Annotated in this window: 20 protein-coding genes and 2 pseudogenes; 2 read left to right on the top strand and 20 right to left on the bottom strand. The window is 56.2% G+C overall.

Annotation, left to right across the window (positions count from 1 at the left end):
• Positions 1 to 114 precede the first annotated feature (114 nt).
• The 20 genes and pseudogenes from GJV78_RS08005 to GJV78_RS07910 all read right to left on the bottom strand — a co-directional run bounded on the left by GJV78_RS08005 (position 115) and on the right by GJV78_RS07910 (position 23,495).
• A complete protein-coding gene (locus GJV78_RS08005; RefSeq protein WP_330998790.1) occupies positions 115 to 6,693 on the bottom strand; it encodes an autotransporter outer membrane beta-barrel domain-containing protein in 6,579 nt (2,192 codons plus the stop codon).
• Between the two features lie 651 nt (positions 6,694 to 7,344).
• Positions 7,345 to 7,734 (bottom strand): winged helix-turn-helix domain-containing protein, encoded by a 390-nt coding sequence (locus tag GJV78_RS08000; RefSeq protein WP_155107825.1) that lies wholly within the window; start codon positions 7,732 to 7,734, stop codon positions 7,345 to 7,347.
• Between the two features lie 664 nt (positions 7,735 to 8,398).
• Positions 8,399 to 8,802: pseudogene (locus GJV78_RS07995) on the bottom strand (IS630 family transposase); the annotation flags it as partial.
• 45 nt (positions 8,803 to 8,847) lie between these two features.
• A pseudogene (locus GJV78_RS07990) lies at positions 8,848 to 9,495 on the bottom strand (cytochrome ubiquinol oxidase subunit I); the annotation flags it as partial.
• Between the two features lie 93 nt (positions 9,496 to 9,588).
• Positions 9,589 to 9,690 carry a hypothetical protein gene (locus GJV78_RS07985; protein WP_155107824.1) on the bottom strand — a complete coding sequence of 34 codons (102 nt, stop codon included), beginning with the start codon at positions 9,688 to 9,690 and terminating at the stop codon, positions 9,589 to 9,591.
• 303 nt (positions 9,691 to 9,993) lie between these two features.
• The gene (locus GJV78_RS07980) at positions 9,994 to 10,296 is read right to left on the bottom strand and encodes an NTF2 fold immunity protein (RefSeq protein ID WP_155107823.1); all 303 of its coding nucleotides are present in this window, start codon (positions 10,294 to 10,296) and stop codon (positions 9,994 to 9,996) included.
• 117 nt (positions 10,297 to 10,413) lie between these two features.
• Positions 10,414 to 11,964, bottom strand: coding sequence for a peptide MFS transporter (locus GJV78_RS07975; protein ID WP_155107822.1), 1,551 nt, complete (start codon positions 11,962 to 11,964; stop codon positions 10,414 to 10,416).
• A 467-nt stretch (positions 11,965 to 12,431) separates the two neighbouring features.
• Positions 12,432 to 13,268, bottom strand: a complete 837-nt coding sequence (locus GJV78_RS07970; RefSeq protein ID WP_155107821.1) for a hypothetical protein — start codon at positions 13,266 to 13,268, stop codon at positions 12,432 to 12,434.
• Positions 13,261 to 14,295 carry a plasmid segregation protein ParM domain-containing protein gene (parM, locus tag GJV78_RS07965; protein WP_209439239.1) on the bottom strand — a complete coding sequence of 345 codons (1,035 nt, stop codon included), beginning with the start codon at positions 14,293 to 14,295 and terminating at the stop codon, positions 13,261 to 13,263. The genes GJV78_RS07970 and parM overlap by 8 nt, the downstream gene beginning before the upstream one ends.
• A 43-nt stretch (positions 14,296 to 14,338) precedes the next feature.
• Complete coding sequence (locus GJV78_RS07960) at positions 14,339 to 15,064, bottom strand: C40 family peptidase (RefSeq protein WP_167519442.1); 726 nt, start codon at positions 15,062 to 15,064, stop codon at positions 14,339 to 14,341.
• Between the two features lie 94 nt (positions 15,065 to 15,158).
• The gene (locus GJV78_RS07955) at positions 15,159 to 16,151 is read right to left on the bottom strand and encodes a MotB family protein (protein ID WP_155107819.1); all 993 of its coding nucleotides are present in this window, start codon (positions 16,149 to 16,151) and stop codon (positions 15,159 to 15,161) included.
• Entirely contained in the window at positions 16,151 to 17,014 is an 864-nt protein-coding gene (gene motA / locus GJV78_RS07950) for a flagellar motor stator protein MotA (protein ID WP_155107818.1), read from the bottom strand. The genes GJV78_RS07955 and motA overlap by 1 nt, the downstream gene beginning before the upstream one ends.
• Positions 17,015 to 17,021: 7 nt before the next feature.
• Positions 17,022 to 17,717 (bottom strand): FliA/WhiG family RNA polymerase sigma factor, encoded by a 696-nt coding sequence (locus tag GJV78_RS07945; protein ID WP_155107817.1) that lies wholly within the window; start codon positions 17,715 to 17,717, stop codon positions 17,022 to 17,024.
• A 19-nt stretch (positions 17,718 to 17,736) separates the two neighbouring features.
• Positions 17,737 to 18,204 (bottom strand): flagellar basal body-associated FliL family protein, encoded by a 468-nt coding sequence (locus GJV78_RS07940; protein ID WP_155107816.1) that lies wholly within the window; start codon positions 18,202 to 18,204, stop codon positions 17,737 to 17,739.
• 13 nt (positions 18,205 to 18,217) lie between these two features.
• On the bottom strand, positions 18,218 to 19,279 hold the full coding sequence (locus GJV78_RS07935) for a flagellar hook-length control protein FliK (protein WP_230979096.1): 1,062 nt from the start codon (positions 19,277 to 19,279) through the stop codon (positions 18,218 to 18,220).
• An 11-nt stretch (positions 19,280 to 19,290) separates the two neighbouring features.
• A complete protein-coding gene (locus GJV78_RS07930) occupies positions 19,291 to 19,593 on the bottom strand; it encodes a hypothetical protein (protein WP_155107815.1) in 303 nt (100 codons plus the stop codon).
• Positions 19,590 to 19,982: a flagellar export chaperone FliS gene (gene fliS, locus GJV78_RS07925; RefSeq protein WP_155107814.1), complete on the bottom strand. Its 393-nt coding sequence runs from the start codon at positions 19,980 to 19,982 to the stop codon at positions 19,590 to 19,592. The genes GJV78_RS07930 and fliS overlap by 4 nt, the downstream gene beginning before the upstream one ends.
• Positions 19,983 to 20,005: 23 nt before the next feature.
• Entirely contained in the window at positions 20,006 to 21,334 is a 1,329-nt protein-coding gene (gene fliD / locus GJV78_RS07920; protein ID WP_155107813.1) for a flagellar filament capping protein FliD, read from the bottom strand.
• Between the two features lie 205 nt (positions 21,335 to 21,539).
• Positions 21,540 to 22,409, bottom strand: coding sequence for a flagellin N-terminal helical domain-containing protein (locus tag GJV78_RS07915; protein WP_155107812.1), 870 nt, complete (start codon positions 22,407 to 22,409; stop codon positions 21,540 to 21,542).
• Between the two features lie 207 nt (positions 22,410 to 22,616).
• The gene (locus tag GJV78_RS07910; RefSeq protein WP_155107811.1) at positions 22,617 to 23,495 is read right to left on the bottom strand and encodes a flagellin N-terminal helical domain-containing protein; all 879 of its coding nucleotides are present in this window, start codon (positions 23,493 to 23,495) and stop codon (positions 22,617 to 22,619) included.
• A gap of 892 nt (positions 23,496 to 24,387) precedes the next feature.
• Here GJV78_RS07910 and GJV78_RS07905 point away from each other — a divergent pair.
• Both GJV78_RS07905 and GJV78_RS07900 read left to right on the top strand, forming a co-directional pair.
• Positions 24,388 to 25,320: a winged helix-turn-helix domain-containing protein gene (locus GJV78_RS07905; protein ID WP_155107810.1), complete on the top strand. Its 933-nt coding sequence runs from the start codon at positions 24,388 to 24,390 to the stop codon at positions 25,318 to 25,320.
• A complete protein-coding gene (locus GJV78_RS07900) occupies positions 25,292 to 25,771 on the top strand; it encodes a hypothetical protein (protein ID WP_155107809.1) in 480 nt (159 codons plus the stop codon). The genes GJV78_RS07905 and GJV78_RS07900 overlap by 29 nt, the downstream gene beginning before the upstream one ends.
• Positions 25,772 to 26,032 lie beyond the last annotated feature (261 nt).

The raw sequence follows: 26,032 nt of genomic DNA, 5'->3' as shown, positions 1-26,032 counted from the left end.
GCGTTGCCGCGTGATTCGACCTGAGGGCCTCACCCTTTCGGGGTCAGCCCGGGGGCTGTTCAAAACGCGCTGCGTTTTGTCCTGCAACTCGAATTATTTTGAGTATATTATTATTTAGAAATTAATTTTCAAACCTAACATTGCGCTGGTATCACTGTATCCTTTATCACCAATCTGTTGGGCCACGTTGCCCCACACATTAATGTTCTGGCTCAGCTGTCCCTCAACGCCAGCTTTAAGCTCGCCGATATTTTTCACGCCCGCCTGGCTTATTTTGACGTTATCCATTGTGACGCCAAAACTTCTGGTATTGTGGAGCCAGTTTGCTTCAACGAAAGGCTCAAAAGTACGCTGCTTACCCTCATCAATATGGCTGTGTCCTTTAATAAAGGCACGCATACCAAGACGGGTCTGTACGTTACCATCGCCATCGCCGGATACCCGGGTGCCATTTGACTCGTGATAGTCGTCAGCTTTTACGCCCATCCATATGATCTGCGCTTTTGGCTGGATATAAGAGCTTGTACGCTCATCACGCTGCCCCAGCTTCCAGATATAACCTGCCTCCAACGAGCCTGTCAGTCCCTTCGAACGGTAGCTTTCCCTGCCGAGAGACTCTCCGCTAACGTCGTTGTTAAACCAGGCGTACTGGAGCCATGTATCCACATATGCCCCCGTTTTTTCCTCATTATCCTGCAGCCAGGTGCCGTAAGCGCCTACGCTATAGCCATTGATACTGCCGTTGGCGCGATAACCACTTTGATGATTACGGCTGTTGCTTTTCTGGTTAGCATAGCCGCCCATAACCCCTAAGTGGAATCGGTTCTGACCATTGCTGCTCCACTGCGCAATATCACCGCCCAGCTGCATGACGTAGCGATTTGCCTGGGTGTTAAGCTGGCCGCTGCTGTCCTTAAAGCGATTATGGCCGCCGGTATTACGTAACCACATACTGGTTACCCGCTCTTCCCCCGTCAGGGCATCCACATAATGGGTTTCTCCCAGCCGATCGTGCAGACGATTCAGGAATACCGTGTTAGCCGCTGCAATATTCGCCGTATAGATCCCCGCTTCAGGACGAACCCAGGGCGCTGGATCTGGCGTTGGCTCCGGGGACGGTGCAGGCGATGGGGTCGGTTCAGGCGCTGGCTGCGGTTGAGTACCGCTGACCAGATACCAATTGCTGGCATGATTGCCTGAGCCGCGTACCAGCTGGTAATCATAAGCTCCAGCCACGATACGCCCCGTCTGGGTGAATTCACCGGCAGAACTACCACCAACGCGGATAAGCTCAATGCCGTTCAGAGTCTGAGCTCCGCTGCCGCCAGCGTTAGTAACCCTAACCGCAGTTGTACCGCTGGTTGAGCCATCAACGATCATTCTGTCGGTCAGAGAGTCATCATTACCCAGCACGGTATTAAAGGTAATCGTACCGCCATTACCGATATAGTCGCCGTTAACGCGCAGAACATTACCGATCGTTCCGACGCCTGCGCGACCAACAATAACACTCCCCGCATTCGTCAGGTCTCCTCCGACGGTAAAGAGGGCACCTGCTCCGCCATACGCCATAGCGCGCACCTGCGGCGAGACAGGATTGCCAACCACAACGGTTCCGGTGTTAGTAATGCTGCCCGCAGTTCCACCGTAGCCGCCGAAAATGGCTCCGCTATTCACATTCACGGAAGAGGAGGCCAAGGTAACATCGCCGTCCGGGTTGCCCAACGTGAGGGTGCCTGCCACAACATCCGTTAGCCCGGTATACCGCGCCGCGGCCTGGTGCAGAACAACGCTTCCGCTTCCCGTTTTGCGCACATCGCCGCTACCGCTGATGGCGTTTACCACCTGCCAACTGCCGGCACTGTCCAGCGTCAGGACACCTTCGTCAATGACGGTCCCCGTGCCCAGACTGCGCTGAGAGGTCGCGGTAAGCCGGCTGTCCGCAGAGATAGCAAAACCACCGCTAAAAGCGCCGTTATTACCCGCAAGGATGACGTCGCTGTGCTGCTCTGTCGCCACCAGGCCGCTCCCGCTCAGGGCATTGTTCAGCGTGCCCGTCGACTGTTTCAACGTCATTACGCCATCAACCTGTACGCTGCCGCCGCCTAATCCTGCGACGTGATTCAGCGCAGCCTGAGCGCCTGCGTCAATGCGGATGGCCGCGGTCAGTTCGCTGTTGGCACCGTTAATGTCCAGTACGCCGCCGTTCAGCGTCAGATTACCGGCCCCCGACAAAGCGCCATTCACGGCCCCTCCGTCAGTAACGGTTAGCGATCCGCCGTTCAGCATCGTCGCCGCTCCGGCTTCCGTATTCAGCAGACCGATGCGCTGACTATATCCCGCCATATCCAGAACGGTGTCTGCGGCCTGACGCAGCGCTACGGTTTGCCCCAGAACGTTGTCATTGGCCATCAGCAGCGTACCGCTGCGGATATCCGTTACGCCGCTATAGCTGTTATCGCTGTTAGAGAGTGACAGCGTATTCCCGGCACCGGTATCTACGGCCAGATCCCCCTCACCGGTCACCCGGGCGCTGAGGTCAGCGGCGGCCCCCTGGCGATCGGCTGCACTCAGCGACAGCGCATCCTCTCCCGTCGTCAGCAGCGCCAACGACGTCAGCCCATAGTTGATCCAGAGACCATCACCGCCAGTAAGACGATAGTCATAGGTCGCCTTTGCCACGGTTATCTCATTTTGCTCAACGGTGGTGGTTACCGCATCGCTGATGGCATTGCCATTAAGATCGATAAGTTTCAGGTTACCTCCACTTCCCACCACCGCGCCCGTCGCCCCTGCCAGCTTCAGGCCGGTTTGAGCATCGTCCTGTTCCAGCAAACTTAACGTATTATCCGGCAGCACCGGGGCATTCAGCACCGGATTAAGCATTACCTGCACCTGCCCTCTGCCGCTAATATCTAGCTGACCTGAAACTTCAATCAGGGATTCGGCCTCAGCCTTGCCGAGAGTGTCGGTATCAAAACGCGCTGTACCGCCGTTAAAGGTTAAACCGCCAATTGTCTGAACGCCTTTAGCGACGGTAGTGATGCTGTCATCGCTGAGCTTCAGCGTGGCACTGGAGAGCGCGGTTGTATTATCGCCCTCCAACAGGAAACGGCTGGCGGCCAGCTCTACGGTGCCGGAAAAAGCGTCTCCCGCGTTACCGGAGGTGAACGTAAAGGCGTTATCTGAGTTTCCAAGGTTAACCTGCACCAGACCGGAACCGCTCAGATGGCTGGCGAAAGCAACATCTTTATCCGCAATGATGCGCAGCGCGCTACCGGATTCAATGCGGTAGCCGGTCGCCGTAGCATCATCTTTATTATCACCCAGCGCCAGCGCCACATTATTCAGCGTAAACAGGGAGCGGTTAATAAGGTTGATGTTTTCAAAGCCATTCAGTACGCCATTGGCGTTAAGCGAATAGGACGATCCGTCCAGCTGCAGCGTATCGCTGCCCGTACCGGCATTCAGCGAGGTAAAAAGCGCTGTATCGGTGCTATCAATATTTTTCAGACGATAGCGGTCGTTACCCTCAAGGGTGTAGACGTCGGTTGCCTGGCTACCGTGTTCAAGATTAACGTGGTTCTCCCCGCCCTCCAGTTTGATCTTACCGCGCACGACGCCGCCGGCCGCGTTAGTAAAGTCAATGCCGGAAGAGTCGGCTGCCGCCTGTACGGCAACCTGGGCCGCAGTGCTGGCCAGAATCGAGCCGCTGTTGAGCATACTGTCAAGCCCGGTACTTTGAAGATCCACAACGGCAGTCACCAGCGAAGAGGAGGTCAGGATGCCGCTCTGTTCGATTCGGCTGGTTGTGCCGCCAATCTCCAGCGCCGACCCACCCTGTTCGTGATTGATATTAACGCTGACGCCACTTTTTACCGCCCCCCGGGTATCGGTAACCAGCCCTTTGCCTTGCGCAGAGTTGACGTTAATCACCAGCGCCTGGGAGTCAGAGAGATCGAAAGCCCCCTCGGTGGTGCTGCCATCTTTATTACGGAACAGGATACCTGTACCACTACCGTTAACGGTGATTGTCCCGCTGTTTTGCGCGGCTAAGGTAGCCGCAGTACGAATTCCGGCACCTTTCCCGACGTCAATAGCGGTGTTGGTCAGCGTAATGCCTGCTATTTCCGCCGTATTTTCGATAGCATTGCCCGTCCCCGCAGCGTCCATACGGATTCTGGCATCTGCCACTTTCAGTCCCTTCGCGCCGGTATCCAGCAGAACGCCGTGCGCGCTTCCCCCTGCGACCGTCGTCCCTGTGCCGTTCAGGCTCAAAGCGGCTCCGCTACCGACACGATAAGCTGCCGTGCCATCCGTTGCTGTCACCGTCCCGGTATTGGTGACAGACGAAGCCGGTCCCTCAATATCAACAGCGACGCCATTAACGACGATAGTGCTACTGTTTGCCAGCGTACCACCATTGACCTGCACTCCCGTGCCGTTAGCGGCGCGGGTAAAATCAATACTGCCTTTATGCTCCAGCGTCCCCCCGCTAAGCACTTTATAGCCCAGCGCCCCCGAAGCCGTATTATCTGCTGACAGTGAAGCATAGCTGGTCAGAATTGAGTCGCCTTTCTGACTCTCATCTTCTGCCCCATCCCTATAGCTAAAATAGCGCCCGTCAACGATACCTGCCGTTGCGCCCGTACCTGAAATAGTGATATTGGTAGCGGCGTCAATGACACCTTTCGCTCCCCCCTCTACACGTACGCCCGTCGCCCCTTCAGCATTAACGCTCAGCACCAGGCCACCTGTATTAAGCGTACTTCCCTCTCCCGTCGCGCGGATAATCGTGGAATTTTTTCCGTCAGCGCCCAGCACAGAAGTGCCCGCCGAGTCCCCCGCAAAAGCCGCCCCCATATCAATACGGTATAACGTAGAACCCGCAGTGGAAACGCGCTGCGAGCCGGTAGCGGTATTATTGACGGTAGAGTTGGCACCGTAGATCAGATAACCCGTCTGGTTCTGTCCGCTAATAAAGTTGATGGCTCCCTGATTATTGACATTGATGACGCCTCCGTCTTTGACGTAAACGCCCACGCCACGATCGCCATTAAGATTGATTTCGCCGGAGATAATCGCCAGAGCGCCCGTGCCTTCAGCGACAACACCATAGTTTGGATAGCCGCTGGCCGAATCAAAACCATGATTAATATTGATCGTTCCGCTATGCGTGGCCTGTCCTCCTGCCATCACATCAATCCCGATGGCGTTCAGACCATTCAGGTTAATGGTCCCGCTATTTACCACCCGCTCCGCACGGGTTGCGTCGCTGCGCACCAGTATCCCCGTATTACGCGCTGTCGATTTTTCATCTGACGGCACCACATTCCCGTTAATATTAATGGTTCCGGCGTGGTTCAGCGTAGCGGAGCCGCCAATATCAATCGCGGTTGCATTTTCAACAAGGCTGCCGAGCGTAATAGACGATCCCTGGGTAGCATTAAATACGGCATTGCCATAGATATGGATACCAATAGATGGCTGTTTGATCGCAATATCTACCGTACCGTCAGCAGGAGAACGCTGGGCCTCACGACCAATATAAATCTGCCCGTTATTGGTCACCTGAGCGCTATTCTGAGCCTCCACACCAATATTACTTTGGGTGCCAAGAATATTATTCACCTCCTGAGAAGCGGCGATATTCAACGCGCCATCATTGATAAACGTAGCATTGTCAAGCAGTATCAGTCCGGTATTTCCCTGATAATCCCCCCTGGCCGCAACGTTAATCACGCCAGTTGCATTATTCTTAACTCCGGCGTAACCATCAGCTCTAATCGCCGTATGTTTTCCGCTTGAAACGGTTGCCGTCAGATTTTGGTTCTGGAACCAGACCGCCATCTCCGGATTCGTCCCGGCATCCACCACGCCGTTATTTTCCACTGTAGAGTCATGATGCGCGGTAATAATATAACTATACTTAGCTGGGGTGCCGGCCGTGCCCAGGGTGCCGTTATTTATTAATGCGGCACCATTTTCCAGATTGACCAGCGTCGCTGTAGAGTTTACCAGCTGGATATTCGCATCATCGCCAATAATAACATTCGCCCCCTCACCATCAGCGTGAATATATGAGACAGCGGTGGCATTAGCCCAGGCCCGCACCGCATCATCAGTTGCAATATTCAGATCGGCGATGATCGGGTGCAGCGTATTATCCCAGGCTTTTTTCAACTCGGCGTTATACTGCGCCGCAGTAAGCTGGATGGTTCCAGCCTGGAGGGCGTTAATTAACGCACTGTTGTATTTTTTAAAATCGTCAAGGTTATTAACCGTCTGAGTACCTAATACGCTGTCAAACTCACCAACAAAACTATCGACCGTCATCCAGGCCAGCGGGTTGCCAGCATCGCTCATGTTATTATTATTATTGCCGAGATTGACAACGGTTTTAGAAAGATAGTTTAGCTCTGCCGGGCTACTGCCGCTGGCAGTAACATGGAATACAGAGGCGAGGTTGCGGTCGCTAACGCTACTTTTCAGAATGCCATAAAAAGAGTTATCGGGATCCGTTACCCAGGCGCTATCGGTTCTGCCGACATTGACATCCAGCCGGGCCCCTGCCCCCACCGAATAGAAATTTTTATCAACATATTGGCCATTAACGCCGGCAGGGATTGAGACAGCAACATTAAAATCGACCGCGGGCTCTTGCTCAAAATCGGCATTATCAAAGACCGACATCGTCGTATTAGCCCCGGTAATGGGATCTTTGATATCAATGGATTTAGTCTGTGAGCCAATCCGTATTATATTATAATCAAGCCACTTTAGAGAATCCGCACTGATATAACCCTTATCCCTCGCCTCACCCAGATTGAGCCACTGAAAGCCGGGATTACCACTCTGAACAGCTGAAAAAGATCCCGTCAACGTATTATTACCAGCCGCCATGACCTGCATTGCTATATTATCAGGTGCTGTTGCAGCAACGGTGAAATCCTGCGCCTGCACCGCTTGCAGCAGAGACACTGAAATAACCGTGGCCAGCACGCTAATTTTTATAGCCGGCAGCGCGTCGCGTAACTTATTTATCCCACCGGTAATTTTACTATTTCTGTTACCCAGCTCTGAAACCACATCGTAACGCCGTAAATTCCTGTTCCATTTCACTTTATATATTAAGTTCATGATAACCTCGGTAGTAAATATTTTAATTATTATTCGATACTAAAGCAGTAGCATATACATTCCTGAGCAATACCAGAATGCAGTTATCGCTATTTACTTTCAAAGAAACAAATATCTTCAATTAAGGCTTAACATTGACTTCATCCTTGATTTGTCATACTCACGAACAAAAGCAAATATCGGAAACTACCAGTCACCCGGCATTCAATAGAACAGCGGCGTTACTTGATATTTGCCTACATAGTATCCCGAACCGCGATCATTGACGATAAGATCCTGCGGCAGTCCGATAGATGATAGTTTAGCTCTCAGCTCTTTTATGGTATGCCAGAGTCTCTGGCTTGATGCGGTCTTATTATGTACCTCCCATACTTTTTTAAAGATTTCATCCTTGGTGGCGGCCTCATTAAAATTCATATGATTCTCAAAGAGAAGAATTAGAAGCCGAACCATGTTATCGTTTAATGAAACCGTACCAAAATATATAGATTGCTCAGCCGGTAAAATTGATATCCGAAACAATCTTTTGTGGGCTATGTCAAAATGGGTATCCCCATTAATGATAAATCCATAAAGATGTTTGTTTTTATCCATTAATATCTCCGGTCATTTAGCTCAGGCACATCCAACGGCTTCATATCCGGCCTCTTCAGGGAAGGCCTAATTAAAACTGGGGTCGTATAGGATGTAATATAAAAGGCTAAAAAAAATAATTCAATATCTATAGTCAGTGAATGAATAATGTTAATTTTCTGAAAACAGCAGAATAATGCACTACTCAATCTCATAATTAAGTATAATAAGTCATAACGATCCCATTATCAAGTGAATAACTCGATTTACACTTCGCGCTATAAACAGAGCAAATAACTTCACCATAATGAAAACACAGAGTATATTCTGCTGCCGGCCATCTGTAACAGGCTGTTTTACGAGAGTAAGCGAATAAAGCAGAAAACTCTTGTTATTATATAAAAAACTGACAGATATCAGAAAAACGAATTAATGTTAAAAATATGTTTTTTGCAATCACTTGATTGGGAGTTTTCTTATTGAGTATTAAATTTAGATTTCACAAATAATAAAAATATCAGTTCCATTATTACACAATTGCCGTTAAATAATGAAATAAAAAATCATTTAAATAAGATATTTCTGTTTTGGATTACGGGCAATTAATTTATATCCTAAATAATTCGGGTTGCAGGACAAAACGCAGCGCGTTTTGAACAGCCATCTTCGGTGAGGGTCAATCATTCCCGGCGGCAGGTAACCATCGCCGGATGGTTGAAGCATGTAGCGGACAACCGGTGACATCACGGATTTTTATCGCCAGCAGTTCGGTACTCCAGCGGGAACGCTGATAACCGAAATCGCCGGGAGAATGCTTAACAAGCTCACGCAGCAATGCGCAAATATGTTCGAACGGCCAGCGTCTCCCACGTCCTGACGGTAATGACTTCAGGCCTTCAGGACCAGACAGCGTGAACCAATCGATGAGCAGGCGCAGCAGAGCGTTCTGGCAACATGACTGACGGTGTCACCACTATGCAGCATCAGCATGGCGGTGAGCCGCGGGTCGTGGTTTTGGTTCTTTGTTTTATGGAAAGTTTTCTGCATCAGGCATCGTTCGGTTCTGGGTATGGGTACTATGATCGGCATTGCTCAGGCCGGCTGGTGATTTGGGATATTCAGCGATTGATCAGATCGCATAAACCGGGCTGAGTTCCCCCTGAGCAGATGCCAGGCGGCGGAAGCGCCGACAAACATCGCGCTGTTCACAAAGGCCGCCACCGACATATGCAGCAGGCGGTAAGAGAATGAGGGGTTAAAGATCACCGCCAGCCAGTCCACCGGCACCACCTGGCCGTTGTGGATTTCAAAGCCCTGCGGGGTGTGCATCCAGCTGTTGGAGGCGAGGATCCAGAAGGTGGAGAGCAGCGTGCCCAGCGCCACCATGCAGGTGGCGAAGAAGTGCAGCCCCGGCCCGACCTTGTTCCAACCGAACAGCATCACCCCCAGAAAACCGGCCTCGAGGAAGAAGGCGGTTAACACCTCGTAGGTAAGCAGAGGCCCGGTGATGCTGCCGGCGAACTGGGAAAAGCCGCTCCAGTTGGTGCCAAACTGATAGGCCATCACCAGCCCGGAGACCACGCCCATACCGAAGTTAACGGCGAACACCTTCAGCCAGAACTGGTAGAGGGCGCGCCAGACGGGATTATGGGTTTTCAGCCACAGCCCCTCCAGCACCGCCAGATAGCTGGCGAGACCGATGGTAATGGCGGGAAAGATGATGTGAAACGAAACGGTAAAGGCAAACTGGAGCCTCGCCAGAAAAAAAGCATCAACGTCCATATTTTCTCCCGATAGAAATAACCACGCCCGCCGCGCCCGCGCAGGCCCGGCGAAAAACCTCCCCCGGCGCTGCCGGGAGAAGGATCAGGACGGTCAGGATTTTTTCTGCGGCGTGCTGTCCGGCTTATCGCCGGATTCCGGTGCTTCGGACGGATCGTCTTTTTCGACAGCGAAACGGTTATTCAGATATCGCATAGCTTACCCCTTCGGTTATTTTCGCCCCTTCCAGGCCGCGCCGGAGATTATTCAGCAATAACAGCCGGATGGCGGTGTGAAATAGTGCCGCCGGAGGCGCGGTTTATTTAACGCTGAGCGCGCGGCGGCTTATTAAGCGTAGACGTAACCCCCCAACCTTCAAGCAGGCGAAAATAGCGAAGCGGCGGCATAACGATTATTTTGTCCGGGAAAGCCGGGGCGTTCGCCCGTTATGACAGGGCTGCGCCGCGCAGGGCGGGGAGATAGAGTGCGAGGGTCGGCGGCTTATTGAGAACCGGCTTTTTATTTAGAATGCGATAACTGAATGACCGCACCGTCCCGTTTGGCGATTTCGATAGTAATATTACCGCCCAGGGCCTCAGGCGGCCTGCCGATTAAAATCCAGGCGTCGCCGTTATCTTTAATCTGCCAGGGCCGCTGCCTGCGGGCCGTCTCTTCGTCGTAGACCGCGCTGACATGCCGGTCTGCCAGCGCGGAGGCCATCGCCGGATCGGTAACCCGGCCTCCGGCTTCCCCAGCCTGGCTTTGCGGCAGCCAGCACAGTCCAGTCAAAAAGAGCAACAGCCCGCCGTTTTTATGTAACATCCTGACGCCTCCCGCGCGTAATAAGCGCCCATATCCTTCCGGGCGCGCCCTCTCGTCACCGATTATACCCCGGCAGAATAAAAGACACAGCTTAATCCTGCGACGGCGGAAGGGCCGTCAGGCGCTGGTGGCCGGCTTTGTCGTGGCGTTAGCCTGAGCGTTTTCCAGCATCCGCCGCACCGGCACGATCAGCAGCACCAGCACCGCCGCGCAGATCAGCAGCGCAACCGAACAGCGGGCGAACAGATCGGGCAGCACGTCAAGCCTGTCGGCCTTCACCTGGCCGCCGATCAGCCCCGCCGCCAGGTTGCCCAGCGCGCTGGCGCAGAACCACAGCCCCATCATCTGCCCGCGCATTCTCTCCGGGGCCAGCAGAGTCATGGTCGCCAGGCCGATCGGGCTGAGGCACAGTTCGCCAAGGGTCAGCATCAGAATGCTGCCCACCAGCCACAGCGGCGATACCCCCGCCCCGCCGTTGCCGGGCACGTTCTGTGCCGCCAGCATCATCAGGCCAAAGCCCGCCGCGGCGAACAGAATGCCAATCACAAACTTGGTAATACTGCCCGGACGCACATTTTTTTGCGCCAGCATCGGCCACAGCCAGCTGAAGATCGGAGCCAGCAGGATAATAAACAGCGCGTTAATAGACTGGAACCACACCGCGGGAATTTCAAAATCCCCCAGCATACGGTCGGTGTAGTCGTTGGCAAACAGGTTAAAGGAGGTGGGCTTCTGCTCAAACGCCGACCAGAAGAACGCGGCGGAGACCAGCAAAATAAAGCACACCAGCAGCCGGGCGCGCTCTTTGCGGTTCAGGCCGGCAAAGGCGAACAGCCAGATAAAGTAGAGCACCACCGAGGCGGCAATCACGTAGACCAGCACGCTGGCGACCGCCACCGGGTTAATCACGACGATCCCCTGGGCCACCAGCAGAATCACCGCCGCCCCGGCGATGGCGATAGCCAGCAGCCAGCGGCCCACGCCGTCTCGTTTCCTGACCGGGCTGTTCCAGGTGGAGTCCAGCCCCACCTCGCGGTCATAGCGATGCATCGCCGGAACGGCAAACAGGCGGAAGATGACCAGCGCCACCAGCATCCCGATGCCGCCGATGCCGAAGCCCCAGTGCCAGCCGTGGGTTTTAATCAGCCAGCCGGAGATCAGCGGCGCAATAAAGGAGCCGAGATTGATCCCCATATAAAATAGCGAGAAGCCGCCGTCGCGGCGGGCGTCGCCCTTTTTATACAGGGTGCCCACCATCACCGAGATACAGGTTTTAAACAGGCCGGAACCCAGCACGATAAACACCAGGCCGATAAAAAACAGGCTGTCGCCCATCATCGCCGAGAGGGCAATCGCCAGGTGCCCAAGGGCAATCAGGATCGAGCCGTACCACACCGCCCTCTGCTGGCCAAGCCAGTTATCCGCCAGCCAGCCTCCCGGCAGCGCCGCAAGATACATGCTGCCGGCAAAAATACCGACGATCGCCGACGCATTTTCGCGCGCCAGCCCCATGCCGCCGTCATAGACGGTCGCCGCCATAAACAGGATCAGCAGCGGCCGGATACCGTAAAACGAGAAGCGCTCCCACATCTCGGTGAAAAACAGCGATCCCAGCGGATACGGATGGCCGAAAAACGTTCGGCTCTCTTTTTTAACAGAGGAATGCATAAATAATAAATTCTCCCAAAAGGTATGACATTGTGTTGTGTAATGCTGAAGCGCGCGGCGGCCCTGTTTATTTTCCGCATACGTCAGATGCTGGCGTTATCCGGTGATACAGCGCTCTGCTTTTTTACGGTCTTTGCCCGCCATACCGCAGGCTACATACGCGCTGAGTAACGCGCCATACGGCCTGAATATGGCAGAACATAAAGGCCGCTCTTTTACATTCAGCTCGATCTTATTTAACTCCATAATAACCAGAACAGGGTATTGTCTGGTGAAAAGCGGGAAACTTCAGGATGGAAATTTGACAAACATCCTGTTCCGAATATTTTTCGCCGGATAAGAGGTAGAACGTATTGACTTTCCCGCACGCCGACAGAAGAGCAAACCGTCTGCGTCGGTGTATAAAGCAAGAGGGCGTCGTGGAGAAAGGCTCCTTTTTTCGTCCGGGCGACGCGCTGCGCCAGGGTTTAAAAGATCCCTTTCTGGCGCACTTTGTTCATCTTCTGGGTCGGCGCGTCCACAGCGCTGAGGTCGACCTCTTCCGTATTCGTCGACCGGGCCGGCTCCGCCGTCGTACGGCCCGCCACCCGCAGTTGCTGGAGCAGCAGGTTTTGCTGTTGCAGCAGCACCTTCAACTGGGCAACCTCTTCCCGCAGCTGCGCGGTTTCCTCACGCCGGGCGTCGTCCGCCGGGGCGGCGGCCTGGGGCGCTGACTCCAGCAGCTGCGCCAGCCGGGCGATATCCTCGCGCAGCCGGGCCGTCTCTTCCCGCTGCGCCCCCTCCGCCGGGGCGGCGGCCTGGGGCGCTGATTCCAGCAGCTGCGCCAGCCGGGCGATATCTTCGCGCAGCCGCGCTGTCTCTTCCCGCTGCGCCTCGTCCACCGGGGCGGCGGCCTGGGGCGCTGACTCCAGCGCCTGCGCCATCAGCGCCCGCATCTGCGCCAGCTGTCCCTCGCTGAAGTCGTTCGCCCCGACGGCGTCGCCGCCGGCGCGCAGCTCTACGGGCAGCAGCTTGCTCTGCTGCAGCTCGGCGCACAGGGCGTCGAGGCTCAGCTCCTCGCGGCTGAGGGACTCGGCGATATAGCTGCACAGCTGCGGGCTGAGAAGGTGCAGCTGCAGGCCGGACAGATAGATATTGCGATGAAACAGGCGGATCTCCATGTTGGCGTCATTGACGTCGCTTCCGTCCCGCTGCACCGAGCCGTACCACTTTTTAAGCTGTAGCATAGCGCGCAGATCCGCGCGCGACTGCTCTGGCGACAGGTGCAATGAGAGGTTAACACGGCGGATCTGCCTGTTACTCATCGTCGCCTACCTCAACCATCTGCGGCGAAGCCACCTGCTCCACCTCCGTTTCGGCGTGGTAGAGGCAGATTTCGCGGGAGAGCGCGCTTTGCGGGTTATCGAGGGTGACCACGCGATCGCCGAGGGTGGCGTAGGCCTGGCGCAGCGCCGCCTCAATCAGATGCGCGCCGCCGCCCACCAGGTACACCCGGTTGGGGTTTTTGGCGAATTTCTTCGCCTCGTAGGCCACCTGATCCCCCAGCTCCTGAATTTTGATCTCGATCTTTCTGAGGATCTCCTCAATCTGCGACTCATCGTTAATCACGCTTCTGACGAAATCCGCATCGTGGCGGCGCTTGATCAGCTCGTTCGCCACCAGGTAGCTGGAGTCGCTGTCCGCCGCCGCCAGCAGCTTGCGGGTGGCGTCGGTCACCATCGCCACGCCGATTTCGTTGTTGCCGTAGATCGCGGAGACATCGTCAAATTCGCCGACGATTACCCCCATATCCAGGGTGGTGCCGCCGCAGTCGATCACCAGCGACTTGGTGAACTCATTGACGTTGGAATTGAGCAGATGCGACAGCGCCGCGGGCAGGCTCTCCGGCATCACGTGGACGTCGACGATGCGGAACAGTTCGCCTTTATTGAGGGTGATGTCGCGCATCAGGTTACGGCGCTTGGCCTCGATCCGCTCATCGTTGCGCTGGCAGTCGTCCGGCCGGTAGAACTGAGTGATCGGCAGGGTGACGATCACCTCCACGTCGCGCGGCGTCAGGCCCGTTTGCAGCAGCGCGTGGTGCACCGCCAGCAGATTGAGATCGTCATACTGGTACTCAATGTGCGTGGTGGACAGCGCCTTGTCCGAGGTGGCGTCATAGGTATATTTGGTGGTGCCGATGGTGTAGTTATACACCGCCTGGCCGCGCAGCAGCGCCGCGCTTTTCCAGTCCTTGCGGAAGGAGTTCGGCGATACCACGGTCTTCAGCGTACCGTTCTCAATCCAGCTAATTTTAACGTTGGTGGAACCATCATCGATGGCGAATTTCATACGAGTTGCGGTCATGGGTTTTAACTCAATCTAAGGGTCATTCTTACAGCGTCGCCTCGTCCGTCAGAATGCGGCGAGCGCCGAGATAGTGCGATTGCCAGAAATTGTCCGTCAGCTGGCTGATGCGAATAGTGAGGCCGCGGCGCGGAGCCTCAATAAACTCGCCGTTGCCGAGGTAGACGCCGACGTGGTCAGCGCCGGGCCGCTGGTTGATGTTAAAGAACACCAGATCGCCCCGACGAAGCCGGTCGGCGCGAACGGGCTTCAGGTGCGGGTCCTGATACATGCCGTTGGCCGTGCGGGGCAGCTTGCGCTCCAGAACGTGGTTAAAGGCGTAAAACACCAGCCCGCTGCAGTCGAAGCCCTCCAGCGGGTGATGGCCACCCCAGACGTAGGGTTTGCCCAGCTGCGCCTTCAGACGCTCCATCACGGTACGCAGCCGGGACGCCAGCTGCGGGCTGACGCGCTCCTTTTTCGCCTTTGCGCTCTGGGACCGCCGCCATAGCGCGTCGGAGCCTCCCAGGGTGCCGGGCTGCCAGCGGCTATGCATGGCCAGCATTTCGCGGTTTCTGGCGCGTTCCGCCCGCTTTTGCTCCGCCTCCCGCTGCTTCTGCTGCGGCGTCAGCGGCACGACGGCGGCGCGCTTTTTCACCTTCGCCATCAGCCGCTCGCGGTTCTGCTGGCGAAGCTGTAACGCCCTCTCCTGCTGCGTTATTTCCCGTTCAACAGGGGCTGGCTGCGCGCCGGCATAGCCCGACGGCAGCAGCATGAGAACAAGAAAAAGCGCCCGGCGGCAGATAGTGGGCCGAACGAAGGCACAACGGACAGAGCGGAGAAAGCGTTTCACTGCGGTACTTATCTGATTAACGGCTGTTGTTCAGCTTATCGGCCAGCGGCTTAATGACTTTTTCGCCGTGCTGACCAAAGAACTGGTAGAGCGAATCGCTGGCGGTGCGCGTCAGCACCATAATTTCAATGCGCCGGTTCGCCGAGCTGAGCGGCCGCTGCGGATCGAGCAGCATCTGATCCGCCATGCCGCTCACCTGCAGAATTTTTTCCGGGGCCAGCCCCCCTTTGGTCAGCACCGCCCGCGCCTGCATGGCGCGTTCGCCGGACAGGTTCCAGTTGTTATACCGCTCCTGATCGCGGTAGTGGGTGGCGTCGGTATGGCCGGTAATAATGATCTTGTTGTCGATCTTATTCAGCTCCGGCGCGAACTCGGTCAGCAGACGCCGGAAGAACGGAGTCAGAATGGCGCTGCTGCGCTGAAACATTTCGCGTTTTTGATCGTCCGAAACCAGAATGCGCAGCCCCTGAGGAACGATCTCCATCTTCAGGTTGGCCTGCGCGTCGTAGGTCGAGGTAATCTTCATAATGATGCGCGCCAGATCGTCAATCTCGCTGTGCGAGCGGGCGTTCACCTCGTCCAGGCTCTCTGCGTCCGTCGTCAGCCCAAGCCGCGCGTCACCGGCCCCCTCAGAACCTTCGCTCTCCTCAGCGCTGGTCGACACGTCCCCGGAAGACTTACTTCCCGCCGCCGACCGCTGCGATGTCGACGATAGCGTCGGCCGGCCGCCGCCTATCAGCGCCAGTTGCCCGCCCTGACCATTTTTTTGCGAAATCGGCGTCAGGGTGTTGCCGTCAAAAATCGACTCGCCGTGCAGCATGGAGACGATCTCTTTCCGCTCCTCTTCGGTTACGGATCCCATGATCCACAGCACCATAAACAGCGCCATCATCGCCAGCGTAAAGTCGGCGAAGGCCACCTTCCAGGCTCCGCCGTGCACTTCACCATGATTTTTACGCGCCGAACGCTTAATGATCGTAGTGTGGTGTTCATTGCCGCGGTTACGCATCAGGCCTCACCCGTCATTTCGTTAACCCAGCCGTCGAGCGTCGCAAATGTCGGTTTGGTATCCATCGGCAGCATTTTGCGTCCGGCGTCGACCGCCAGCAGCGTCGGCTTGCCGGCAACGTGGTTAACCAGCACGGTACGCACGCACTCCAGCACCGAGATCTGCTTTTTCGTGCGCTGCTCCATGGCGTTCGCCACCGGGTCCATCAGGCAGTAGCAGAAGAATACGCCAAGGAAGGTGCCCACCAGGGCGGCGGCGACCTTCACGCCGATCACCGCGATGGAGCCGTCGATGGACTGCATCGTAATAATGATGCCCAGCACCGCCGCGCAGATGCCGAAGCCCGGCATCGCTTCCGCGGTACGCTGCAGGGAGCGCGAAGGCTGCAGCAGGTTCTCTTCCACCGCCACCAGCTCCTGCTCCAGTATCCCCTCCAGCTCGTGCTCGTTGATTTTCCCCATCGCCATCAGGCGGAAGTTATCGGAGATAAACATCACCAGCGCGTTGTCGCGCAGCATCAGGGGATATTTCTGGAACAGCGCGCTGTTTTCCGGCGCTTCGATATGTTCGTCCAGCACCTTCAGGCCGCCGTCCTGCACCAGCTCAAGCAGCTCATACAGCAGCATCAGCAGCTGGCGCTGGTACTCGTTGGTATATTCATCTTTACGCATAATGCCGCGAAACTGACGGTACATTTCACTCAGCACCGCCTTCGGGTTCGCCAGCACCATCGCCCCCAGGCCGGCACCGAGAATAATAATGATCTCCCCCGGCTGCCAGAACGACGAAAGCTTCCCACCTGACATCAGAAAGCCGCCGACCACACACCCCATAATGATGAGAATACCTATAAATTTCTGCATAACCCTTTCACTTCCGGAAAAAAGACTGAATTTTTTGCGCGATGATTTTATTGAGTTGACATACCCTGGCCTCGGTTAAATCGAGCACCAGCGCAATCTCCTTAAGGCTCATCTCATGCTGATAATAGAGCGAGAGAATAAGCTGCTCGCGCTCATTAAGAGTGGCTAACGCGCTGCGCAGCGTTCTGCTGACGACCACCTCGTCCTCCAGCGGGCGGCTGTCCAGCGCCCCCGCACAGCCGTCATTGCTCAGCAGATCGTCAAGACTCTCGAGGGTTTTGGCGCAGTCGAGCAGAAGGTACTCCTGGTACTCCTCGGCCGTAATAGAAAGCTGATGGCTGATATCCTCAAAGCTGGGCGTCCGACCCAGCCGGTGCGCGATTTCGCGGATCGCGTCGTTGAGCTTGTGGGTCTTCTGCCGCAGGCGGCGCGGACGCCAGTCCAGCAGCCGCAGCTCGTCGAGCACCGCCCCGCGCACCCGCTGGATGGCGTAGGCGGCGAACTGCTCGTCCGGATGCCCGTAGCGCCGCAGGGAGGTCAACAGCCCCATCAGCGCGATCTGCTCCATATCATCCCGATCGATGACGCTGCTGGTCTGATAAGCGAGCTGCTTCACCACCTTGTGAACCAGCGGCAGATACTGTCTGACATAGCGCGCTTCATCCGCCGGGGTCAGCGTTTCACTTGCGATAAAATCCATCATTTCCACTACGGCACATCAATCACTGGAAAACCATTTTGCTGATGATGACGTCGTTAAACGGAACGTCCATCTTCAGGCTGGCGAATTTCTCGGCATAGGCCGCCATGAGCCGGTCGTGCAGTTCGTTGACGCTGAGCGCCCGCACCGCCTCGTAGTCCATGCCGGAAAGCAGCCTGACGGTCGCCCCGCGAATCGCCGGCACCATTGTCTGGGCCGTCTTCGCGTTATCCGCGCTCAGCGCCACCAGGTTCAGCTCCAGCAGCAGATAGCGCTCCGCGCTGCCTTTGCCCTTCAGGGTGATCAGCAAATTTTTAATTTCCACAAACTCCACGTGCTGGGGCGCGGAGGATTTAAAGAGGTTGGTTAGCAGGTTTTCACCCTTCCCGTCCGCGCGTAGTACATGGGTGCCGACGACGGTTAGCCCCGCCGTCAGGACGGCGGTGATCAGCGCGATCGCCAGCCCAAAGATGATTGTTTTTGCGTTCATAGAGTTCTTTTTATTAAACGGTCAGTAGTACCGAATCATCCTCACGTCGGGAAGCGTCTGATTCCGGCATCCCTGCCGCAATATCATCTCCTGCACGAAGGATGGCGTGTTGTTGTGCAAACGGCTGTTCTTTGCCCTGCTGCTGCCCCGACTGGGAGGAGACCTGCACGTTAACCTGAACGAAGTTCTGCTCGGTCAGGCTCTGGCGCAGATCGCCGCTCGTTTGCTGAAGCGCGCGATAAACCTCCGCGTGGCTGGCGCTAATCTGCACCTGCACCCGTCCGTTATCGAGCTGCAGGGCGATATCGATCTTGCCCATCTCGGGCGGATCGAGACGAATGGTGGCGTGCTGGATCTGGTTCTTCACCTGCAGCTGCAGGCGCTCCCCCAGCGCGCTTTGCAGCTGCTGCGTCCAGCGGCTGTTCTCGCTGTCCAGCCTGAGCGTCGACGCAGGGGCGGAAGCGGGGGCCTCCGGACCGGAGGTCGGCGCGGCCGTCGCCGGCGCGGCCTGGGCGCTCAGCGTGGGGGCGACGGCGCTCAGTGCCGTCATCAGGTGCGGCGCAACGGCTGATGGCGCAACGCTCGCCGTCGGCAGCGTCTCTGTCGTCACCATCGCCGGGGCGACGATGCCCGCCGTCAGCGGCCGGGGCGCTATTCGCTCCGCCACGCCGTTGAACGGCTGCGGCTCCGCCAGCGGCGACGCCCGCATCTGCAGCCTCAGCGTCTCGCTTCCGGGGGTTTCGGTCGCCGCGTCGTTGACGGGGCTGGCCGGCATCTGGCCGGTCATCAGCAGCGCCTGCAACAGCTGCTGCTGCGCATCTTCCTTCAGCGGCGAAGCGTCCGCCTGGGGCTTCTCCGCCGTCTCCTCATCCTGCGGGTCGACCGCCCGCCCGCCGATGCCGGGGGCGATTTTTCCCTGTGCGGCCATCAGCGTACTGACCACGTTCAGCAGTGCGTCGCTGAACCCCGCCTGGGGCTGACCGGACGGCAGCGCCTCGCCGCCCTGTCCGGCGATCGGCTCCGCCTGCGTCGACAGGCCGGATGCCGGCCCCGCATTCTGCATAAGTGTGAGCATATCCATTTACCCTATAAATCCCCTTCGTCCATAAACGCGGCATAGGCCGCTGCGCCTTCACGATTGCGCATGGTTAGCGCCATTTTGTCGGCGATGATGCCGCTCTGGCCCTGGCAATACTCGAAAACCTGGCGGTGAATGTCCCGCAGCGCCTGCAGCGCCTGGCGCTCCTCCGCGTTGAGGGTTTTCCCCCGGATGGCGGTAAGCAGTTCGGCAATCTGCCGATCGACGTTCACCACGGCCGGCCAGTTGTGATCGGCCGCGGCCTGGCGTAGCGCCTGCCTCAGCGTCCCCATCGTTAACGCATCGCTCATTTGCCCTGATCCATTTTTTCCCAGCCTTCCTGGATATTGCCGAGGATGCCTTCCACCTCTTCGATAATGTCTACCGAAAGCTTGTTGCTGGCGTCATACAGGCGGTAAACGCAATAGTCATACAGATTCGCCAGGCTTAGGGCCAGCTCGCCGCCTTTTTCAAAATCCAGCGCGCTGGTCAGCGCATTCAGGATATCGATGCATTTGTTGATGCTCTGGGCCTTACGCTCGTAGCGACGCCCCGTAATATGGCTTTTGGCGCGTATCAGCTCATCCATCAGGCCGTTGAACAGCATCAGCACCAGCTGGTGCGGGTTCGCCGCCGCGGCCTGAATCGCCAGATCGGATTGATGGTAAAGGCCATAGCCTTCCTGCTCGTTACCGTACATTGAAGGATCCATTCCCTTAACAATTAGCTAAACATACTCATGGTGTTACTCATCTGGGTCATCACCGCCTGCAGCTGTGAAAACTGCTTCAGGTAGCGGTTGTAGGAGGAGGTGTAACGGGCGTCCATTTTTTCTTTGTTGGTCTCATATTCACGCTCCTGCCTGTCGAGGGTCTCCTGACGGCCTTTTAATAAGCCGGTGCTGCTGTTCAGGTATTTATCCAGCGACTTATCCATGGATTTAATCAGGCCGTCGCTGCCGTTGAAGAATTTGGCCACCGCCTGCGGGTCCGCCTTCAGCTGATCGTTTAGCCGATCGCTGTCAATGGAGAGCTTGCCGTCTTTGTCGGCGGTGATGCCGAACTTCGTCATGTTCTGCCCGCCGAAGGTACCGCGCAGCAGGCCGCTCAGCTCGCTGGTCAGCGAGGAGATGCTGGCGTCACCGGCAAACGCACCGCGTGAATCGGCATCGGTGCCGGTCTTTGTCAGCCCGGAAATGGTGTCCTGCAGCGTGTTGTAGGCGTCGATAAAGGCCTGAATCTGCTCTTTGGTGCCCGACGTGTCGGTATCGATGGAGATCACCAGCGGCTTATTGGCCTCGGTGGTGCCGGTCAGGGTGATGGAGACGCCGTCCACCAGCTTGTCCAGGGTGTTGGAGCTGCTGGAGTAAACGGTGTCGGAGTCGCCGATGGTAAATTTGGCGTCTTTGCCCTGGGTGATGATCTTCTCAGCGCTAAAAATGGTCTGACCGCTGGTCATGCCGCTGGTGTCCAGCTCAATATTGTACTTCTCGCCGCTCTGATCGCTGCTCATCATCAGCGTTACCTTGCCGTCGATGCGCATCAGCGACGCGGTAACGCCGTTCTGGCCGTCGGCGGAGGTGGAGGAATCAGAGGCGCTCGGAAACTCCGCGCTATTAATAGCGTCGGCGAAGTCCGCAAGGCTGTTCAGATCGTCCATATCAATCTCAAGGCTTTCGCCGTTAAGCTCGATCTTCAGCGTGCCGGTGGCGTTTTTAATCGCCGCGTCGTCCAGTCCGTCAAATCCCTTCTGCTGGGCGGAGGCCAACTGGGTGACGCTCAGGCTGTAGGTGCCTTTACGGGCGGACGCGCTGGCGTTAATCGTCGCAATCCCTTCCTGGTTCATAGTGGCACTGTTTTTCAGCACGCTGGCGCTGGTCGAGTTCAGCCCGGTGATGGTGCTACGGAAATCCGTCAGGGCGCTGCGCAGGGAGGAGAGCGCTTTTTTCTGGGCATCCAGCGAGGTTCTCTGGGAAGAGAGCGAGTTTTGCAGCGCGTAGATGTCGAGGCCCGCCAGCTGCGTGGCCCATGTATCTGGTTCAAAATTAGCCATAATAATTTCCTCCGGGCACGTCCGCCGCTTTCTTCCTGTAACGAATTTAGCAAATTTCGTGCCAATTATTTAATTGAGAGTTATCAAGAGATTAAGTGATAAGCGGAATCTTTCCTTCCGCCGCTTCCGGCGGAAGGAAAGGCCTTTCCGTATACAAAAACACCGCCATACAGCGGTGTTTTAACAAGCGGTGCGCGGTGAGGTATTAGCCCAGCAGGGACATCACCATGCTCGACATGCTGTTGGACTGCTTCAGCATCGACATGCTGGTCTGGGCCAGCATCTGGTTACGGGTCATCGAGGAGGCCTCGTTGGCGAAGTCCGCGTCCTGGATGTTGCTCAGGGCCAGGTCGGTGTTGTCCTTCATGTTGGCCAGGTTGGCCGCGGTGTGGCCCAGACGGTTGATGCTCGCACCCATTTTGGAGCGGACCGCGCCGACGTCGTTCAGCGCCGTTTCCAGCGACTGCATCATCGTCTTCGCGCCGGAAGCGTCGGCAATATTAATACCGGAAGCGGAGCCCCAGTCGCCGATATTCTTGAAGCCGGAAGCGGTAAACAGGCCCGTGCCGCCCAGCTCCGTCTTCAGATTAACGGTCATGGTTTCGCCGGAGGAGGAGCCGATCTGGAAGTTCAGGGCCTCGCCAAACTTACCGGATGCGCCGAACAGCTTGTCACCCGCATAGGAGGTGTTGTCCATGATGTTTTTCAGTTCGGCGTTCAGGTCGTTCATTTCGGCGTTGATGGCGGTACGGTCTTTCTCGGTGTTGGTGTCGTTCGCCGCCTGGGTGGCGAGGTCCTTCATGCGGTACATGATGTTGCTCACCTCGTCGAACGCCCCTTCCGCGGTCTGCAGCAGCGCGGTGGCGTCAGAGATGTTGCGCTTCGCCACGGTCATGCCGTTGGTCTGACCCTGAAGACGGGTGGCGATCTGCAGGCCCGCCGCGTCGTCCGCCGCGGAGTTAATGCGCTTGCCGGTGCCCAGACGCTCCATCGCCGTGGAGAGCAGGTTGTTGGACTTATTCAGGGCATTGGTGGATGCCATAGAGGATGCGCTGGTAAAAATAGAAAGTGCCATAGTGATTCCTTTTCTTCAGGTCATTCATTGGTTGTACTTTCTAAAAACGACACCCTGACGGTGGAAATTAAATCCATCGGCGTTCAAATGACCACTTTTTAAGCAATCCATCCGCATTTATCGGCAGGAGGCAACAAAAAGCCGGCCCCTTGCGGGAGCCGGCCTGAGTAGACGATCGCGCCCGCCGCCGCGGGCGAGGACGCAGAATTAGCCCAGCAGGGACATCACCATGCTCGACATGCTGTTGGACTGCTTCAGCATCGACATGCTGGTCTGGGCCAGCATCTGGTTACGGGTCATGGAGGAGGCCTCGTTGGCGAAGTCCGCGTCCTGGATGTTGCTCAGGGCCAGGTCGGTGTTGTCCTTCATGTTGGCCAGGTTGGCCGCGGTGTGGCCCAGACGGTTGATGCTCGCACCCATTTTGGAGCGGACCGCGCCGACGCTGTTCAGCGCCGTTTCCAGCGACTGCATCATCGTCTTCGCGCCGTCGGCACCGGAGATGTTAATACCGGAAGCGGAGCTCCAGTCGCCGATACCGGCGAAGCCGGAAGCGGTAAACAGGGTGCCCGCCGTGCCGCCCTTCAGCTCTGCGCTCAGGTCAACCTTCATGGTTTCGCCGGAGGAGGAGCCGATCTGGAAGTTCATGGCGCTGGCGAACTTACCGGATGCGCCGAACAGCTTGTCACCCGCATAGGAGGTGTTGTCCATGATGTTTTTCAGTTCGGCGTTCAGATCGTTCATTTCGGCGTTGATGGCGGTACGGTCTTTCTCGGTGTTGGTGTCGTTCGCCGCCTGGGTGGCGAGGTCCTTCATGCGGTACATGATGTTGCTCACCTCGTCGAACGCCCCTTCCGCAGTCTGCAGCAGCGCGGTGGCGTCAGAGATGTTGCGCTTCGCCACGGTCATGCCGTTGGTCTGACCCTGAAGACGGGTGGCGATCTGCAGGCCCGCCGCGTCGTCCGCCGCGGAGTTGATACGTTTGCCGGTGCCCAGACGCTCCATCGCCGTGGAGAGCAGATTGTTGGACTTATTCAGGGCATTGGTGGATGCCATAGAGGATGCGCTGGTAAAAATAGAAAGTGCCATCAGTATTCCTTAATACATTCAGATCGTTCATGGGATGTATTCAGTTAAAGCGACCGCGCCAAAGCAAAATTAAATTCATCTAACGAAAATTTCTTTAACGTTTTGTTGCCCGCCGTTGGCTAAAGCAAAAGCCTTTTATTAGCGGCATTTACGTTTATTCTTGCAAGAGAGCCTGACGCTGCGATCTATTTTTTTTCTCGCCCATAATTAAAACAGCATAGCGACACACTTCATCGCTTCGTTAAGCCCGCACCTCTCTTTTTTCACTTTAATGGCTTAATTTGTCTGAAACTTAACCACAACCGCAGCACCTGTGCGTGAAGAAACAATTGTTTTACATTTTTAAAACCCATTTTCACATCAGTATCTTTTAACTATTTCGCTTAACTTTTAATCGGGTTTATTAATAATAAAGCGAATCTTCCACTGCAAATGAGGTTGCACATCACATTTTTATCGCGTAAAAAGAGCGCCAGGAAAAGATAACTCCGCAACGGCGGTTCTTGCTACTGTCCGTCATGCGGGCTGGCGGCGGGTTCAGACGCCAGAAACGCGCTTTTCATTTCCTCACTCCTCGCAGGCAAGCGGCAATACACCATATTACTTAAATGGAATTAACAGATAGCCAACGTTATGTTCGGGCTATCTTTTGCGACCTTTGACGGCTGGTTCGCCAGACGTAGCTGGCGCAGATATTTTAAACGCGGACAGCGCACGCGTGCAGATACCGAAGCGTAAGCAGAGTACCTGAGGATTGATTCGCTACGCTCCCCCTTCAGGGCTCATCTATTTTACCTGGCGCTGTCCAGGCAAGTGAAATAGCCATGACGGGACAGGCTCTTAGCCATTGCATTTACCAGGATGGTGTAACCATCAATGAATAAATGAATAAATGAATAAACGCTATTACTCCATAAATAACTGGCTGGTTGATATTCCTTCAGGCTCGATTCTCCATTTAACAACCGGGGAACGTAAACGTCTGGGCGAGTATCAGCTAAAACTGTTGGAAACGCTGATCCAGGGCGCAGGGAAAATCTTTACCCGCGAAGAGCTGACCCAGCTGGTGTGGGAACACCGCGTTATCGGCAACAACAGCCTGCCCAACGCCATTCACGCGCTGCGCGCGGCGCTGGAAGACGACGGTAAAAAGCAGAAAATCATCAAGACCATCCCCAGAAAGGGGTATCTGCTGGAGCCGGACTACTGCAGCTTTATTGAAAAAGAGGAGAGCGAGGTTCGCGATCCTGAAGAAGAGACGCTGCCGCCGGAGCCGGTTGCCCTTTTCGACGAATTCCCCGGAGACGGCGGGGCGAGAGAGAGCGAAGCGGAGCCGCAGCCCGTTGAGATACCCGCCGTCGCGCCACCGGCGGTAAAAAAATCACTCCACTGGACGACGCTGCTGCTGCTGGTGCTGGCGACCCTCGTCGGCGGGATCGCCGCCGGCTGGTATATGCAGCAGAACCACGACGAGCGGCTGGCCGCGCGCGAGATACAGCCCAACGTCTACAGCAATATTCATCTGTACTCGCTTGAGGCGACGGGAGTATCCACACTCGAAGCCAACAACGTTTATGACAAGCTGAAGGACACCTTTTATACCATTAATCAGCAGATCAAAATGCAGTCCGTGCGGATGAACGTTTACTTCCACATCACGCATTCCTCGCTGAACTACACCTTTTCGCTCACCGGCCAGTGTGACAAAAAGCAGCTGGCGATGACCATTTATCACTGGCGGATTGTTCCGGCGCGGCTGAACAACCTGATTATACGTGAAACCCGGAGAAAGCTTAATGAAATGGCAACCTGTAAAGAAAATTAATGCTTTGATTTTTCTATGCATTCTTCTTACTGTCGCCGTGGCGTTTGGCAAAGGTTCGCTCTCCGGCGGGGCGAGAAGCGCCTCTCTGCCCCTGGCGGATATGGAGGGCACGTTTCAGTTGGGCTTCTATGATCTGATGTCCCAGACGAAAGAAATTTATAACGCCCAAATGAAGGCGACGAAGGGGTCCATTCTGGCCACCCTTACCAACCCGGATGATAACCGCTTCGTTCTGAAGGAGAAATTCACCCCCACGGCGGAAAAAAAGGGCAGGCTCTACTTCAACCTGATGCCGATTTACCACACCACCACCCACGAGGGGCTGATGATAGACGGGCTGGTTGATATGCTGATGCACGCCAATTTCTGGATGGCACCGCTGACGCTTGACGGCCAGCGGCTGGTGGTCGGGCAGAGCGGGATGATTGTTCTCTACCCGCTTCAGCCCTAGCCCGCCGCCGGGCGGCAGAAAGCTCCGGCTTAACGGATGTAAGCGGCTCCCCCTGCCGGCCTTTATGGCCCTAAGCCTGCCCCATTGGCCCGAGCGGTTTGCCCCCGGACAGCGCGCAGCAACCGGAGCGTATACCCGGTAGGTGACAGCCCTGGGAGGCTGTCCTTACGGCTGTGCGAAACGCGCTGCGTCCATCATACCCCGAAGGATTCGAGTATATCCCCGTCATACTTCAGGCTACCTGCGCGTTGGCCTTTGGTT

Origin of the sequence: Intestinirhabdus alba (assembly GCF_009711095.1) — a bacterium.
GTDB lineage: Bacteria > Pseudomonadota > Gammaproteobacteria > Enterobacterales > Enterobacteriaceae > Intestinirhabdus > Intestinirhabdus alba.
The sequence above is the reverse complement of the archived record's forward strand: the minus strand, read 5'-3'. Positions and strand labels throughout refer to the sequence as shown.

What these genes read in the sequence shown, in the direction of transcription:
- GJV78_RS08005 (WP_330998790.1), bottom strand. Translation starts at nt 6,693, where the DNA reads ATGTCGGTCTTTGATAATGCCGATTTTGAGCAAGAGCCCGCGGTCGAT.
- GJV78_RS08000 (WP_155107825.1), bottom strand. Translation starts at nt 7,734, where the DNA reads ATGGATAAAAACAAACATCTTTATGGATTTATCATTAATGGGGATACC.
- GJV78_RS07985 (WP_155107824.1), bottom strand. Translation starts at nt 9,690, where the DNA reads ATGCGATATCTGAATAACCGTTTCGCTGTCGAAAAAGACGATCCGTCC.
- GJV78_RS07980 (WP_155107823.1), bottom strand. Translation starts at nt 10,296, where the DNA reads ATGTTACATAAAAACGGCGGGCTGTTGCTCTTTTTGACTGGACTGTGC.
- GJV78_RS07975 (WP_155107822.1), bottom strand. Translation starts at nt 11,964, where the DNA reads ATGCATTCCTCTGTTAAAAAAGAGAGCCGAACGTTTTTCGGCCATCCG.
- GJV78_RS07970 (WP_155107821.1), bottom strand. Translation starts at nt 13,268, where the DNA reads ATGAGTAACAGGCAGATCCGCCGTGTTAACCTCTCATTGCACCTGTCG.
- parM (WP_209439239.1), bottom strand. Translation starts at nt 14,295, where the DNA reads ATGAAATTCGCCATCGATGATGGTTCCACCAACGTTAAAATTAGCTGG.
- GJV78_RS07960 (WP_167519442.1), bottom strand. Translation starts at nt 15,064, where the DNA reads ATGCTGCTGCCGTCGGGCTATGCCGGCGCGCAGCCAGCCCCTGTTGAA.
- GJV78_RS07955 (WP_155107819.1), bottom strand. Translation starts at nt 16,151, where the DNA reads ATGCGTAACCGCGGCAATGAACACCACACTACGATCATTAAGCGTTCG.
- motA (WP_155107818.1), bottom strand. Translation starts at nt 17,014, where the DNA reads ATGCAGAAATTTATAGGTATTCTCATCATTATGGGGTGTGTGGTCGGC.
- GJV78_RS07945 (WP_155107817.1), bottom strand. Translation starts at nt 17,717, where the DNA reads ATGATGGATTTTATCGCAAGTGAAACGCTGACCCCGGCGGATGAAGCG.
- GJV78_RS07940 (WP_155107816.1), bottom strand. Translation starts at nt 18,204, where the DNA reads ATGAACGCAAAAACAATCATCTTTGGGCTGGCGATCGCGCTGATCACC.
- GJV78_RS07935 (WP_230979096.1), bottom strand. Translation starts at nt 19,279, where the DNA reads ATGCTCACACTTATGCAGAATGCGGGGCCGGCATCCGGCCTGTCGACG.
- GJV78_RS07930 (WP_155107815.1), bottom strand. Translation starts at nt 19,593, where the DNA reads ATGAGCGATGCGTTAACGATGGGGACGCTGAGGCAGGCGCTACGCCAG.
- fliS (WP_155107814.1), bottom strand. Translation starts at nt 19,982, where the DNA reads ATGTACGGTAACGAGCAGGAAGGCTATGGCCTTTACCATCAATCCGAT.
- fliD (WP_155107813.1), bottom strand. Translation starts at nt 21,334, where the DNA reads ATGGCTAATTTTGAACCAGATACATGGGCCACGCAGCTGGCGGGCCTC.
- GJV78_RS07915 (WP_155107812.1), bottom strand. Translation starts at nt 22,409, where the DNA reads ATGGCACTTTCTATTTTTACCAGCGCATCCTCTATGGCATCCACCAAT.
- GJV78_RS07910 (WP_155107811.1), bottom strand. Translation starts at nt 23,495, where the DNA reads ATGGCACTTTCTATTTTTACCAGCGCATCCTCTATGGCATCCACCAAT.
- GJV78_RS07905 (WP_155107810.1), top strand. Translation starts at nt 24,388, where the DNA reads ATGAATAAACGCTATTACTCCATAAATAACTGGCTGGTTGATATTCCT.
- GJV78_RS07900 (WP_155107809.1), top strand. Translation starts at nt 25,292, where the DNA reads ATGAAATGGCAACCTGTAAAGAAAATTAATGCTTTGATTTTTCTATGC.